Below are 13297 nucleotides of genomic sequence, written 5' to 3'. Positions count from 1 at the left end.
GAAGTCTTGTCGTGATCGGGGTCTTGCCATGTACGTAGCCGTGAAGGGCGGCGAGGCCGCCATCGACAACGCCCATCGTCTCCTCGCGGAAACCCGGCGCGGCGACCCGTCCGTGCCCGACCTGGGCGTGGCGCAGATCCGCGAGCAGATGCGCCTCCTCGTCGACCGGGTGATGACGGAGGGCTCGCTCTACGACCCTGATCTCGCCGCGCTCGCCCTGAAGCAGGCGCGCGGCGACGTGGTCGAGGCCGTGTTCCTGGTGCGCGCCTATCGCACCACGCTGCCCCGCCTCGGCGCCACGGAGGCCCTCGATACCGGCGCGATGACGCTGGCGCGGCGCATCTCCGCCACCTTCAAGGACCTGCCGGGCGGGCAGGTGCTGGGCCCGACCTTCGACTACACCCACCGCCTCGTGGATTTCTCCCTGGCCGAGGGCGCCGCCCCCGCGCCGGCCGCCGAGGCCGAGCCGGACGAGGCCGCCTGCCCGCGCGTCACCGACCTCCTGGGGCAGGCCGGCCTGCTGGAACCCTCCCCGCCGGACGTGGGCGCGCCCATCGGCGACCTCACCCGCGAGCCAGTGGATTATCCGGCCGACCGGGCCTTGCGGCTCCAGGCCCTGGCGCGGGGCGACGAGGGCTTCCTCCTGGCGCTCGGCTACTCCACGCAGCGCGGCTACGGCCGCACCCATCCCTTCGTCGGCGAGATCCGGGTCGGCGCGGTGGCGCTCGCGTTCACGCCCGAGGAGCTCGGCTTTCCGGTCAGCCTCGGCACGGTCGAGATGACCGAGTGCCAGATGATCAACCAGTTCCAGGGGCACGGCGCGGTGCCGCCGCAATTCACCCGGGGCTACGGCCTCGTCTTCGGTCAGGGCGAGCGCAAGGCCATGGCGATGGCGCTCGTGGACCGCTCGCTGCGGGCCGCCGAACTCGGCGAGGCGGTGGTGGTGCCGGCCCAGGACCAGGAATTCGTCCTGGCCCATTGCGACAGCCTGCAGGCGACGGGCTTCGTCGAGCACATGAAGCTGCCGCACTACGTCGACTTCCAGGCCGAGCTCGACCTCGTCCGGCGCCTGCGCGCCGAGCACGCCGCGCGGGCCGCCGTGCCCGAAGAAGCCGAGCCCCAAGAATCGCAGCCCCAAGAATTCGAAGAGCCCACCCGGCGGGAGGCCGCCGAATGAACCCGCAGGTCACGGACACGGACACGGGCGGCACCGGCTACAACTTCGCCTATCTCGACGAGGGCACGAAGCGGATGATCCGCCGGGCGATCCTCAAGGCCATCGCGATCCCCGGCTACCAGGTCCCCTTCGCCGCCCGCGAGATGCCGATGCCCTATGGCTGGGGCACCGGCGGCGTGCAGCTGACGGCCGCGATCCTCGGCGCGTCGGACGTGCTCAAGGTGATCGACCAGGGGGCCGACGACACCACCAACGCGGTCTCGATCCGCCGCTTCTTCACCGCCACCGCCGGCGTCGCCACGACGACGCGGACGGCGCGGGCCACCGTGATCCAGACCCGCCACCGCATCCCGGAGGCGCCGCTCGCCGAGGGGCAGGTGCTGGTCTACCAGGTGCCGATCCCCGAGCCCCTGCGCTTCCTCGAGCCGCGCGAGACCGAGACGCGCGAACTCCACGCGCTCGGTGAGTACGGCCTCATGCACGTGAAGCTCTACGAGGACATCGCCCGCCACGGCCACATCGCCACCACCTACGCCTACCCGGTGGAGGTGGCGGGCCGCTACGTCATGGACCCCTCCCCGACCCCGAAATTCGACAACCCGAAGATGGACGATTGCCCCGCGCTCCAGCTCTTCGGCGCGGGCCGCGAGAAGCGCATCTACGCGATTCCGCCCTACACGCGGGTGCGCAGCCTCGACTTCGAGGACCATCCCTTCCGGGTCCAGAGCTTCGCGCACCCCTGCGCGCTCTGCGGGGCGCAAGGCGTCTATCTCGACGAGGTGGTGCTCGACGATGCCGGCGGGCGGATGTTCGTCTGCTCGGACACCGACCATTGCGAGACCCGCCGGGCGGACGGGCATACCGGAGAGGCCGCATGACCGAGCCCCTGCTCACCGTCGACGGCCTGACCAAGAGCTACGGCCGGCGCCGCGCCTGCGACCGGATCGGCTTCACCCTCGATCCCGGCGAGGTGCTGGCGGTGGTGGGCGAATCCGGCTCCGGCAAGTCGACCCTGCTCTCGCTCGTCGCCGGCGAGGTCGCGGCCGATGCGGGCTCCGTCGCCTACCGCATGCGCGACGGCGCCACCCGCGACCTCGCCGCCCTGAGCGCGGCCGAGCGCCGGGCCCTGATGCGCACCGACTGGGGCTTCGTGCGCCAGGATTCCACGCAAGGGCTGCGCATGGCGGTCTCGGCCGGCGGCAATGTCGGCGAGCGCCTGATGGGCATCGGCGAGCGGCATTACGGCCGCATCCGCGCCACCGCCCTCGATTGGCTCGCCCGCGTCGAGATCGCGCCCGACCGGATCGACGACCCGCCGACGCGCTTCTCCGGCGGTATGCGCCAGCGCCTGCAGATCGCCCGCAACCTCGTCACCGCGCCGCGCCTCGTGCTCATGGACGAGCCGACCTCGGGCCTCGACGTCTCCGTGCAGGCCCGCCTCCTCGACACGATCCGGGGTTTGGTGGCCGAACTCGGCCTCGCGGTGATCATCGTCACCCACGACCTCGCCGTGGCGCGCCTGCTCTCGCACCGCGTCCTGGTGATGCGCGGCGGCCGGGTGATCGAGACCGGGCTGACCGATCAGGTGCTCGACGATCCGCAGGCCGCCTACACCCAGCTCCTCGTCTCCTCGGTGCTCGCCGCATGACGCCCCGCATGACGCCCCTTCTGGCTTTCGACGCGGTGGGCAAGAGCTTCACCCTGCACCTGCGCGGCGGCACCGTGCTCCCCGTCGTCTCGGGCGCCACCCTCGCGGTCCATCCGGGCGAGTGCGTGGTGCTGGGGGGCGCCTCGGGGGCGGGCAAGTCCTCGCTGCTGAAGATGGCCTACGGCAATTATCGCTGCGCCACGGGGGCGATCCGGGTCCACGACGGGACCCGCGTCGTCGATCTCGCCACCGCCGCGCCGCGCGAGATCCTGGGGCTTCGCCGCACCACCCTCGCTTACGTCTCGCAGTTCCTGCGGGTGATTCCCCGGGTCGGCGCCCGCGCCGTGGTGGAAGCCGCCGGCATCGAGGGAGGGCTGACCCCCGAGGCGGCCCGCACCCGCGCGGGCGACCTGCTGGCCCGCCTCGACCTGCCCGAGCGCCTGTGGGCGCTGCCGCCCGCCACCTTCTCGGGCGGCGAGCAGCAGCGGGTGAACATCGCGCGCGGCCTCATCGCCGCGCGGCCGATCCTCCTCATGGACGAGCCCACCGCCTCCCTCGACGCGCGGAACCGCGCCGTCGTGGTGGACCTCATCGCCGAGAAGCGCGCGGCGGGCGTCGGCATCCTCGGGATCTTCCACGACGCCGATATCCGCGCGGCGGTGGCGACGCGGATCGTCGACGTCAGTACCTTCCGCGGAGCACGGGCCGCATGAACCGGGAACACACCAGCATGACGGGCCGGGTCGAGATCCTCGCGAACGCGCGCCTCGTCCTGCCCGACCGGGTCGAGACCGGCTGGCTCGCCGTGGTCGACGGGCGCATCGCCGAGATCGGCACCGGCGCCCCGCCCGAGCGCGGCCTCGATTGCGAGGGCGACACGCTGGTCCCGGGCCTCGTCGAACTCCACACCGACCACCTGGAGAGCCACTACGCCCCGCGTCCGGGCGTGCGCTGGCATCCCCTCGGGGCGGTGCTCGCCTACGACGCGCAGATCGCGGCGTCCGGCATCACCACGGTGTTCGATTCCCTGCGCGCCGGCACCGACCCGGACGGCAGCGGCCTGGGCACCGAATTGGAGCTTCTCGCCGGCGCCCTGGCGGAGGCGCGCGACGCGGACCTGTTCCGGGCCGAGCACCGCACGCACCTGCGCTGCGAGATTCCCTCCACCGACGTGGTCGAGACCGCGCGCGCCTTCGCCGAGCGCTACGCGATCGGGCTCCTGTCGCTGATGGACCACACGCCGGGCCAGCGCCAGTTCCGGGACGTGGCGAAGTACTACGTCTACGCCGGGCGCGGCGGCCGCTCCCTGGAGGAGATCCAGCGCAGCACCGAGCGCAAGATGCGCGACGGCCGCGCCCTGAACGCGGTCAACCGCCCGGCCCTCGTCGCCCTGGCGCGGGAGCGCGGCATTCCGCTGGCCAGCCACGACGACACCACCCTGGCCGATGTCGCCCAGTCCCGCGCGGAATCGGTCGCGCTCGCCGAGTTCCCCACCACCCTGGAGGCGGCGCAAGCGTCGCACGCGGCCGGCATCACCGTGATGATGGGGGCGCCCAACCTCATCCGGGGCGGCTCGCATTCCGGCAACGTCGCGGCGCATACCCTGGCGGAGGCCGGCACCCTCAGCATCCTGTCCTCGGACTACGTGCCGGCGAGCCTGCTGATGGCGGCCTTCGGGCTGCCCGAGCGGGTGCCCGGCATCGGCCTGCCGGAGGCCATCGCCACCGTGACGGCCAACCCCGCCCGCGCCACCGGCCTGACCGATCGCGGCCGGCTGGAGCCCGGTCTCCGGGCCGATCTCGTCCGCGTCCGCCTCGCCCGGGGCGTGCCCGTGGTGCGTCAGGTCTGGCGCGCCGGCGCGCGGGTGGTGTGATGCCCGGCGGCTTCGTCCTCGTGGTCGGCCCGAGCGGAGCCGGCAAGGACACCCTGCTGCGGCTGGCGCGGGACGCGCTCGGCCATGATCCCCGCTTCGTCTTCCCGCGCCGCCTCGTGACCCGGGCGCCTTCCGCGCACGAGGACAACCTCGCGATCACGGAAGGCGCCTTCGCGGCCGGGGCGGAATTGGGTGCCTTCGCCCTGCACTGGCGCGCGCACGGCCTCGGCTACGCGATCGCCCTTGAGACCCTGGCCGAGGCGCGCGTCGGGCGCCTGGTGGTCTGCAACGTCTCCCGCCGCATCGTCGGGCAAGCCCGCCTCACTCTGCCGAACGTGGGCGTCGCCGCCGTCACGGCCGCGCCGGACATCCTCGCCCGCCGCCTCGCCGCGCGGGGGCGTCCCGAGGACGGTGACCTGCGCACCCGCCTCGACCGCGTGGCGCCGATCGAGGCCGAGTGCACGATCCGGAACGATCGCGACCCGGAGAGCGCGGCGGCCGTGCTGATCGCGCACCTGCGCGCGCGGGCGGCCTGATCCTCGGTCTCGGGGACGCGCAACGCCGTTCTGGGCACAACGAAAAAGCGCGGCCCCGCCGGGGCCGCGCTTCTCGATTCTCATCCCTCAACAGAGCGCCGATGCGCCCGGCCGGTGATGCGGCTCACGCCTCCTGGCGGGGTCCGCGGGCGCGGTCCTGCTCGGCGTTGCGCTCGGCCTTGAGCTTCTCGGTGAGGTCCTCGCCGGTCTCCTGGTCGACGACCTTCATGGAGAGGCGGATCTTGCCGCGGTCGTCCTGGCCGAGGAACTTGACCTTAACCTTCTGACCTTCCTTGACGACGTCCGTCACCTTGGCGACGCGTTGCGCGGCCAGTTCCGAGATGTGGACGAGGCCGTCCTTGGCGCCGAAGAAGTTCACGAAGGCGCCGAACTCCATCGTCTTCACGACGGTGCCGTCGTAGATCATGCCCGGCTCGGCTTCCGCCACGATCGAGCGGATCCAGTTGTAGGCGGCCTTGATGGCCTTGCCGTCGCTGGAGGCGATCTTCACCGTGCCGGTGTCGTCGATGTTGATCTTGGCGCCGGTCTTCTCGACGATCTCGCGGATCACCTTGCCGCCGGTGCCGATCACTTCCCGGATCTTGTCGGTGGGGATCTGCATGGTCTCGATGCGCGGCGCGTACTCGCCGAGCTCGGGACGGGCGTCGGTCAGGGCTTTCGCCATCTCGCCGAGGATGTGGACGCGGCCTTCCTGCGCCTGATGCAGGGCGACCTTCATGATCTCCTCGGTGATGCCGGCGATCTTGATGTCCATCTGCAGCGAGGTGATGCCGGCTTCCGTGCCCGCCACCTTGAAGTCCATGTCGCCCAAGTGATCCTCGTCGCCGAGGATGTCGGACAGCACGGCGTAGCGCTCACCCTCGAGGATGAGGCCCATGGCGATGCCCGCCACCGGACGGCGGAGCGGCACGCCCGCATCCATCAGCGAGAGCGAGGCGCCGCAGACGCTCGCCATGGAGGACGAGCCGTTGGACTCGGTGATCTCGGACACGACGCGGATCGTGTACGGGAACTCGTGGGCCGGGGGCAGGATCGGGTGGATGGCGCGCCAGGCGAGCTTGCCGTGGCCGATCTCGCGGCGGCCCGGGGAGCCCATGCGGCCGGTCTCGCCCACCGAGTAGGGGGGGAAGTTGTAGTGCAGCAGGAAGGTCTCCTTGTAGGTGCCTTCCAGAGCGTCGATGAACTGCTCGTCCTCGCCGGTGCCGAGGGTGGCGACCACGAGGGCCTGGGTCTCGCCGCGGGTGAACAGCGACGAGCCGTGGGCGCGCGGCAGCACGCCGACCTGGGACTCGATGGGACGCACGGTGCGGACGTCGCGTCCGTCGATGCGCGAGCCGGTGTCGAGGATGTTCCAGCGCACGACCTTCGACTGCGCTTCCTTGAACGCGGCCTTGACCTTCTCAGGGCTGAAGCGCTGCTCGCCTTCCGCCGGGCAGAGGCTTGCTACCACCTTCGCCTTCACGGCGTCGACGGCGGCGTAGCGCTCCTGCTTGACGGTGTTCTTGTAGGCGGCGCGGAGCTCCGCCTCGCAGACCTCCAGCACGGCGGCCTCGACGTCGCCGTTCTCGGGCGCCTGGAAATTGCGCGGCTCCTTGGCGGCCTTCTCGGCGAGGCGGATGATCGCCTCGATCACCGGCTGGAAGTGCTTGTGGCCGAACATCACGGCGCCGAGCATGACCTCCTCGCCGAGTTCCTTGGCCTCGGACTCGACCATCAGGACAGCGTCCTGCGTGCCGGCCACGACGAGGTCGAGGGTGGAGGCCTCGAGGTCGGCGACGTGCGGGTTCAGGACGTACTGACCGTTGGCGTAGCCGACGCGGGCGGCGCCGATCGGGCCCATGAACGGAACGCCCGAGAGCGTCAGGGCGGCGGAGGCCGCCACCATCGCGAGGATGTCGGGATCGTTCTCGAGGTCGTGGGTCAGCACGGTGACGACGACCTGGGTGTCGTTGCGCCAGCCCTCGACGAAGAGGGGGCGGATCGGACGGTCGATGAGGCGGGAGACCAGGGTCTCCTTCTCGGACGGGCGGCCCTCGCGCTTGAAGTAGCCGCCGGGGATGCGGCCGGCGGCGTAGGCGCGCTCCTGGTAGTTCACGGTGAGCGGCAGGAAGTCGATTCCGGCCTTGGGCTCCTTGCCCGAGACGACGGTGGCGAGCACCGAGGTCTCGCCGTAGGTCGCCATCACGGCGCCATCGGCCTGGCGGGCGACCTTGCCCGTCTCGAGGACGAGCTTGCGGTCGCCCCACATCAGCTCTTCACGTTGAACGTCGAACATATCTCATGCCTTCCTGCGGTCGGGCGAACCCGGCGCCGTCAGGGGCAAGATGGCGGGGAGCGCGATGCAACGCTCCCCGCGATCCTGTCCCCGACGCATCCGCCTTCAAGTCGCCCGGGTCTTTTCGGGGCCGGACCCATTCCGGCGGCCCGAACTGTCAAAACGCGGTCCCGGGCCGGGCCCGGAACCGCGTGGGAGAGAGCCGGTCCTAGCGGCGGATGCCGAGACGCTCGATGAGGCTGCGGTAGCGGGCCTCGTCCTTGCGCTTGACGTAGTCGAGCAGCGAGCGGCGCTGCGAGACCATCTTCAGGAGGCCGCGACGGGAATGGTTGTCCTTGCCGTGGGTCTTGAAGTGGCCGGTGAGGTTGGTGATCCGCTCGGTGAGGATCGCCACCTGGACCTCCGGAGAACCGGTGTCCTTGCCGCCGGTCGCGTATTCCTTGATGAGCGCGGTCTTGCGCTCTGCCGTGATCGACATCGCAGTGCCTTTCGGTACGGGGTCTGGGATCGGGCGGCCTCGTCACGAGGACCGCGCCATGCTCGGAGGGTGGCCGGTGCCGGGATGTCGTCCAGCACGGTCGGGCCCACAAGCAGCTCGTGCCCCGGCCCCGTTCGCACGGGTCGGAGCGGCGCGGACCATACACGAAAGCTGCTGGGATGCCAGCCCTCGGGATGTCGCGCCCGCGGGGCGCCGGTTTTCTAAGCCGCGGCGCTTCCGGAGGCCCCGACCGCGCGGATGTCGCGCGCCAGCGCCTCGATCCGCGCCGGGTCCGAGTCCCAAGCGAACATGAAGCGCGCGCCCCCGCCGATGAAGGTGTAGAAGCGCCAGCCCCGCGCGCGGAGCGCGTCGAGGTGCTCGGGCGCGGCGCGCAGGAACACCGCGTTGGCTTCCACCGGGAACATCAGGCGGAAGGCGTTCGAGCCCGCGACCGCCGCCGCGAGGCGCCGCGCGCAGGCATTGGCGTGGGACGCGTGGCGCAGCCAGGCGCCCTCCTCCAGCACGCCCACCCAGGGTGCGGAGAGGAAGCGCATCTTCGAGGCGAGCTGCCCCGCCTGCTTGCAGCGATAGCCGAAATCCTCCGCGAGCGCGGGGTCGAAGAACAGGATCGCCTCGCCCGCCGCCATGCCGTTCTTGGTGCCGCCGAAGCAGAGGAGGTCGACGCCCGCCTTCCAGGTCATCTCGGCCGGGGCGCAGCCGAGGCTGGCGCAGGCGTTGGCGAAGCGCGCCCCGTCCATGTGGAGGCGCAGGCCCAGGTCCCGGCAGGTCTCGGCGATCGCCCGGATCTCCGCGAGGCCGTAGAGCTGGCCGGTCTCGGTGGGCTGGGTGATCGTCACCACGCGGGGCTTGGGGAAGTGGATGTCCGAGCGGCCGGTGGCCACGGTCCGGATCAGGGCCGGGGTGAGCTTCCCGTCCGGGCTCGCCACCACGAGGAGCTTCGAGCCGTTGGAGAAGAATTCCGGCGCGCCGCACTCGTCGGTCTCCACGTGGGCCGAGGCCGAGCAGATCACGCTGTGGTAGGATTGGCAGAGGGAGGCCAGCGCCAGCGCGTTGGCGGCCGTGCCGTTGAAGGCGAAGAACACCTCCGCCGCGTCCGTCTCGAACAGGGTCCGGAACGCGTCCGCCGCCCGCTTGGTCCAGGGGTCCTCGCCGTAGGCCGGCACCGAGCCCTGGTTGGCCGCCGCCATCGCGGCCCAGGCCTCAGGGCAGATGCCGGCGTAGTTGTCACTCGCGAATTGCTGGGGCTCGGGAGGCATGGTTCGCCCTCGTCTGGCTCAGGTGCGCATCGGAGCGCGGCGACCGGCCGAAATCGAGATATGGCGAAGCCCGTTTGGTTGCCGGTCCGGCCACATCCCCACCGGTGACCGGAGGGTGCCACCTTGCCCGGGAGAGCAGGTTGGCGTCAGGGTTCGCCCCGACTCTTGATGCTGGGAAGTTTCCTACCAGAGGGGTCGGAGCCTGACAACACGGACGGGTCGCCGCGCGGGGACGACGCGTTCTGGCGCGAGGCTTGCTGCCATCCGCCACCGCAGAATGGACAGGTCGACGATGGTCCGCAGCCTCATCGCGCGCAAATCCCTCGCCGACATCGTGGCGAGCGGCGAGGCGGCGCAGCTGCCCCGCTCCCTCTCGGCCTTCGATCTCGTGGCGCTCGGCGTGGGGGCCACGATCGGGGCGGGCATCTTCGTGCTCACCGGAACGGCGGCGGCGAACTATGCCGGCCCGGGCCTGACCCTGTCCTTCGTGCTCGGCGGCATTGCCTGCGCCTTCGTGGCCCTCTGCTACGCCGAACTCGCCGCCATGGTGCCGGCCCCCGGCAGCACCTACACCTACGCCTACGCGACGCTGGGCGAGCTCTGCGCCTGGATCATCGGCTGGGACCTCGTCCTCGAATACGCCATGAGCGCCGCCACGGTGGCGGTGGGCTGGTCGGGCTACGTGCGCTCGCTGCTGGCCCATGCCGGGCTGCGCCTGCCCCCGGTGCTCACGGCGGCACCCTTCACAGCCCTGCCCGGCGGCGGCACCGCGTGGTTCGACCTGCCGGCGGCGGCCATCGTCGCCCTGCTGACCCTGCTCCTCGTGCGCGGCAATCGCGAATCCACCCGCCTCAACGCCGCGATGGTGGCGATCAAGGTCGCGATCATCGTGAGCTTCGTGGGCATCGGCGCCGCCCATGTGGAGACCGGGCTGTGGTCGCCTCTGGTGCCGGAGAACACCGGCACCTTCGGGGAATACGGCTGGAGCGGGGTCCTGCGCGGGGCCGGCGTGGTGTTCTTCGCCTTCATCGGCTTCGAGACGGTCTCGGCGGCGGCGGGGGAAACGCGGCGGCCCCAGCGGGACGCGCCGATCGGTCTCCTCGGCTCGCTCGCGATCAGCACCCTGCTCTACGTGGCGGTGGCGGCCGTGCTCACCGGCCTCGTGCCCTACCGCGCGCTGGACGTGCCCGACCCCATCGCCAAGGCGGTGGAGGTGATCGGGCTCGGCGCCTTCGCGGTGGCGATCAAGCTGGGGGCGATCCTCGGCCTGACCACCTCGGCGCTCGCCGCCCTCTACGGGCAGGCCCGGATCTTCTACGCCATGGCGCGCGACGGGCTGCTGCCGCCGGCCTTCGCGCGGGTGCATCCGCGCTTCCACACCCCCGCGACGAGCCAGATCGCGATCGGCGCCGTCACGGCCCTCGCCGCCGCCCTGGTGCCGATCGACCTCCTCGGGGAACTGGTGAGCATCGGAACGCTCTTCGCCTTCGTGGTGATCTGCATCGCCGTACTGGTGCTGCGCCGGACCGATCCGGCGCGACCGCGTCCCTTCCGGGTGCCCGGCATGCCCGTGGTCCCGATCCTCGGCATCCTGTCCTGTCTCGGCCTGATGCTGGGCCTGCCCGGCGACACCTGGCTGCGCCTCGGCGCCTGGCTCGCCCTCGGGCTGGCGATCTATTTCGGCTACGGCCGCCGGGCCGCGCGGTCTTGCCGGGCAGGCGCACCGGGACCGGTCGAGGCCCCGATGCCCTGAATGCGGTTCAGGCGGAGTGGCGCGGGCTCGGGCGGCCGGAATAGCGGCGGCGCAGGTAGGACACGAGCTTGGGCAGCAGGAAGGCGATGAGCAGCTTGCGCATGAAGGAGGATCTCCGGTTCGGAATGGCGGCTCGCCGAGGCTGCCGCGTCGGAGAGCCAATGCGGCGGCCCGTCCGTGCGTTCCGGAATCAATCGACCGGTCTGTGGCCCAAAACCGCTGCGGTTCAGCGCGCGATCCGCGCATGCACCGCGTAGCCCGCATGGAGCTGGCGCACCCGGGCCTCGGCACCCGCCGCAGAGGCCACCCCGGCCACCACCTCCGGCAGGGTCCGGCGCGGCGTCACCGCGAAGGCCGCGAGCCAGCGGTTGAGGAGCGCGCGGACCGGCCGGGGCAGGCCCGCCTGTCCGCCGAAATCCACCACGTGGAGGCGCCCGCCCGGTGCGAGATGCGCGACGGCCTCGGCCAGCACCCGCTCCCAGGGCGGGATCATCGACAGGGCGTAGGAGATCACGATCCGGTCGAAGGCCGCCTGCCCGAACAGGGCGCGCGGTTCGAAGGCCGTGGCGTCCCCTTGCGCGAGGCGGATGCGCCCGGCGAGGCCGGCGCGGGCCACGCCGCGGGCGGCGGTGTCGAGCATCGCGGCCGAGACGTCGAGCCCGTGGCAGGCCGTCCCCGGATAGAGCCGGGCGATGTGGACGAGGTTGCGGCCCGTGCCGCAGCCGATCTCCAGCACGCTGCCGCCGGCCGGCACGTCGAGATCCGCGATCACCCGGTCGCGGCCGAGGAGATAGAACTTGCGGCTGGCGTCGTAGAGGTGGCGCTGGCGCCGGTACATCCGGTCCATCGCGTGCGCGGCCTCGCGCTCGACGGACGCGCTCATGCGGCCCGCAGGCGATAGAGGTGGAAGCCGCCGTAGATCGCCGAGCGGTCGCGGGCGACGGCGGCGCGGCTCTCGGCCTCGGCGTAGTCCCAGGCGCCGAGGATCGCCTCCGGCACGCGGCCGGGCAGGCAGCGCTCGTCGGCCGCCGTGCGGAAGATGACGCGAGCGCCCGGCCGCGCGGTGCGGGTGATCTGCGTCCACAGGGCGGTCAGGTCCGCGTCGCTCATCCAGTCCTGCGCGTCGAGGAGCACGTAGGCGTCCGCGCTGGCATCCGGGCTAGCGACCAGGAACGCGGTCATCGATTGCTGGCGGTAGCCCACCCGCCCGGCCCGCTCCCGCAGGCGCTCGAAGTGCCGGGCCTGCAGGTAGGGCGGCAGGGCGGCGTCGGGCCCCGGCGCGTAGCCCCGGCCGAAGGCCTGCCAGGCGAAGTAGTTGTCGCCGATGTCGAAGTCGCAGGCGAGGCGCTCCAGCCGATGGCGCAGAACGTCGACCATCCCGCCGGGACGGTCCCGGGCGAGCGCCGTGTATTGCGCGGGCGGGATGCCCAGGCCGTAGAGGGAGGCCGGGCGGCGGATCAGCCAGCGCACCAGGGCCTTCTCGAACAGGGGCGCCACGTGCGCGGTGAACAGGCTGCGCTGCTCCGCCCGGTCGCGGGCCCCGAGCACGGCGGAGAGGTCGCAGCCGTAGAGACGCGCCAGCCGATGCCCGGTGCCGATGAAGCGCCCGAGCAGGCCGTGCCGGAAGATGTTCTCGGAGAAGGCCGCGATGCGCCGGCGCCCGTCGAGGCGGCGTGCCTCCCAATAGGCCCGCGAGGCGGCGTCGAGATGGGGCGCGATGGCCGCGTCGTAGGCCGTCACGTTGGCCGGCGTATCGGCCCGCCCGAAGAAGCGCAGGTAGGCCGCGTGGTCCGGGAGCCGGGCGAGGGCCGCGAGTTTCAGGCGCCCGAGGGCGATGTGCGCGCCGTTGAGGTCGACGGCGCTGATCCGCGCCGGATCGGCCGTGAGGTAGGACAGGACGTTGCAGCTGCCCGACGCGATGGCGACCACGTGGTCCTCCGGCCCGAGCGCCAGGGCCTCCATGTCGACCTCCGGGTCCTCCCAGATCTGCGGGTAGACCAGCCCGCTGAACGCCAGGGTGAACAGGCGCTCCGACACGCCGGCGCGGGAGAGCGCGCGGCTCCGATGCACCGCCCGGGTCAGGCCGAGGCTGGTTTCGCGGCGGACCGCCCGGGCTGCTGGATTCATGCGGGCTCTCGGGCTGTCCACCGACGACGATGGACGCCGCCCCTACGCGCTTCGCATGACCGGCGGGTGACAGGAGCGGCGTGAGCCATCGCGGCGGATGCCCTCGGGAGAGCCGGGCGCCGTCCTGTGTCG

General features: G+C 72.0%; 12 protein-coding genes and 1 riboswitch. Of the genes, 7 read left to right on the top strand and 5 right to left on the bottom strand.

Annotation, left to right across the window (positions count from 1 at the left end; all coding sequences use genetic code 11):
* The first annotated feature begins 28 nt into the window (after positions 1 to 28).
* Genes MKK54_RS03780 through phnN form a run of 6 tightly spaced genes read left to right on the top strand, consistent with a single transcriptional unit; the run spans position 29 to position 5234 of the window.
* Entirely contained in the window at positions 29 to 1177 is a 1149-nt protein-coding gene (locus MKK54_RS03780; RefSeq protein ID WP_244009239.1) for a carbon-phosphorus lyase complex subunit PhnI, read from the top strand.
* On the top strand, positions 1174 to 2055 hold the full coding sequence (locus MKK54_RS03775) for an alpha-D-ribose 1-methylphosphonate 5-phosphate C-P-lyase PhnJ (RefSeq protein WP_244009238.1): 882 nt from the start codon (positions 1174 to 1176) through the stop codon (positions 2053 to 2055). Before MKK54_RS03780 ends, MKK54_RS03775 begins: the two co-directional genes overlap by 4 nt.
* Positions 2052 to 2825, top strand: a complete 774-nt coding sequence (gene phnK / locus MKK54_RS03770) for a phosphonate C-P lyase system protein PhnK (RefSeq protein WP_244009236.1) — start codon at positions 2052 to 2054, stop codon at positions 2823 to 2825. The genes MKK54_RS03775 and phnK overlap by 4 nt, the downstream gene beginning before the upstream one ends.
* A gap of 8 nt (positions 2826 to 2833) precedes the next feature.
* Complete coding sequence (phnL, locus tag MKK54_RS03765; RefSeq protein WP_244009235.1) at positions 2834 to 3538, top strand: phosphonate C-P lyase system protein PhnL; 705 nt, start codon at positions 2834 to 2836, stop codon at positions 3536 to 3538.
* The gene (locus MKK54_RS03760) at positions 3535 to 4698 is read left to right on the top strand and encodes an alpha-D-ribose 1-methylphosphonate 5-triphosphate diphosphatase (RefSeq protein ID WP_409564121.1); all 1164 of its coding nucleotides are present in this window, start codon (positions 3535 to 3537) and stop codon (positions 4696 to 4698) included. The genes phnL and MKK54_RS03760 overlap by 4 nt, the downstream gene beginning before the upstream one ends.
* Positions 4698 to 5234, top strand: a complete 537-nt coding sequence (gene phnN, locus MKK54_RS03755; protein ID WP_244009234.1) for a phosphonate metabolism protein/1,5-bisphosphokinase (PRPP-forming) PhnN — start codon at positions 4698 to 4700, stop codon at positions 5232 to 5234. Before MKK54_RS03760 ends, phnN begins: the two co-directional genes overlap by 1 nt.
* A 124-nt stretch (positions 5235 to 5358) precedes the next feature.
* Here the strand turns inward: phnN and pnp are convergent, their stop codons facing one another.
* The 3 genes from pnp to MKK54_RS03740 form a co-directional block, all read right to left on the bottom strand.
* A complete protein-coding gene (gene pnp, locus MKK54_RS03750; protein WP_244009233.1) occupies positions 5359 to 7530 on the bottom strand; it encodes a polyribonucleotide nucleotidyltransferase in 2172 nt (723 codons plus the stop codon).
* Positions 7531 to 7738: 208 nt separating this feature from the next.
* Positions 7739 to 8008, bottom strand: a complete 270-nt coding sequence (gene rpsO / locus MKK54_RS03745; RefSeq protein ID WP_055950756.1) for a 30S ribosomal protein S15 — start codon at positions 8006 to 8008, stop codon at positions 7739 to 7741.
* Positions 8009 to 8229: 221 nt separating this feature from the next.
* Positions 8230 to 9285, bottom strand: a complete 1056-nt coding sequence (locus tag MKK54_RS03740; protein WP_244009232.1) for a low specificity L-threonine aldolase — start codon at positions 9283 to 9285, stop codon at positions 8230 to 8232.
* Positions 9286 to 9349: 64 nt separating this feature from the next.
* Positions 9350 to 9462: riboswitch (SAM-I-IV-variant riboswitch) on the bottom strand.
* A gap of 115 nt (positions 9463 to 9577) precedes the next feature.
* Here MKK54_RS03740 and MKK54_RS03735 point away from each other — a divergent pair.
* The gene (locus MKK54_RS03735) at positions 9578 to 11038 is read left to right on the top strand and encodes an amino acid permease (RefSeq protein ID WP_244009231.1); all 1461 of its coding nucleotides are present in this window, start codon (positions 9578 to 9580) and stop codon (positions 11036 to 11038) included.
* Between the two features lie 226 nt (positions 11039 to 11264).
* On the opposite strand, the gene MKK54_RS03730 is transcribed toward MKK54_RS03735, so the two are convergent.
* A complete protein-coding gene (locus tag MKK54_RS03730; RefSeq protein ID WP_244009230.1) occupies positions 11265 to 11921 on the bottom strand; it encodes a class I SAM-dependent methyltransferase in 657 nt (218 codons plus the stop codon).
* On the bottom strand, positions 11918 to 13165 hold the full coding sequence (locus MKK54_RS03725; protein ID WP_244009228.1) for a DUF3419 family protein: 1248 nt from the start codon (positions 13163 to 13165) through the stop codon (positions 11918 to 11920). The genes MKK54_RS03730 and MKK54_RS03725 overlap by 4 nt, the downstream gene beginning before the upstream one ends.
* Positions 13166 to 13297: the final 132 nt, after the last annotated feature.

Source organism: Methylobacterium sp. J-068 (assembly GCF_022829445.1).
Taxonomy (GTDB): domain Bacteria; phylum Pseudomonadota; class Alphaproteobacteria; order Rhizobiales; family Beijerinckiaceae; genus Methylobacterium.
This window is presented reverse-complemented; position numbering and strand designations above follow the sequence as displayed.

Bases quoted from the DNA above. Each gene is read 5' to 3' on its own strand.
- MKK54_RS03780 (WP_244009239.1), top strand. From the start codon at position 29: ATGTACGTAGCCGTGAAGGGCGGCGAGGCCGCCATCGACAACGCCCAT.
- MKK54_RS03775 (WP_244009238.1), top strand. From the start codon at position 1,174: ATGAACCCGCAGGTCACGGACACGGACACGGGCGGCACCGGCTACAAC.
- phnK (WP_244009236.1), top strand. From the start codon at position 2,052: ATGACCGAGCCCCTGCTCACCGTCGACGGCCTGACCAAGAGCTACGGC.
- phnL (WP_244009235.1), top strand. From the start codon at position 2,834: ATGACGCCCCTTCTGGCTTTCGACGCGGTGGGCAAGAGCTTCACCCTG.
- MKK54_RS03760 (WP_409564121.1), top strand. From the start codon at position 3,535: ATGAACCGGGAACACACCAGCATGACGGGCCGGGTCGAGATCCTCGCG.
- phnN (WP_244009234.1), top strand. From the start codon at position 4,698: ATGCCCGGCGGCTTCGTCCTCGTGGTCGGCCCGAGCGGAGCCGGCAAG.
- pnp (WP_244009233.1), bottom strand. From the start codon at position 7,530: ATGTTCGACGTTCAACGTGAAGAGCTGATGTGGGGCGACCGCAAGCTC.
- rpsO (WP_055950756.1), bottom strand. From the start codon at position 8,008: ATGTCGATCACGGCAGAGCGCAAGACCGCGCTCATCAAGGAATACGCG.
- MKK54_RS03740 (WP_244009232.1), bottom strand. From the start codon at position 9,285: ATGCCTCCCGAGCCCCAGCAATTCGCGAGTGACAACTACGCCGGCATC.
- MKK54_RS03735 (WP_244009231.1), top strand. From the start codon at position 9,578: ATGGTCCGCAGCCTCATCGCGCGCAAATCCCTCGCCGACATCGTGGCG.
- MKK54_RS03730 (WP_244009230.1), bottom strand. From the start codon at position 11,921: ATGAGCGCGTCCGTCGAGCGCGAGGCCGCGCACGCGATGGACCGGATG.
- MKK54_RS03725 (WP_244009228.1), bottom strand. From the start codon at position 13,165: ATGAATCCAGCAGCCCGGGCGGTCCGCCGCGAAACCAGCCTCGGCCTG.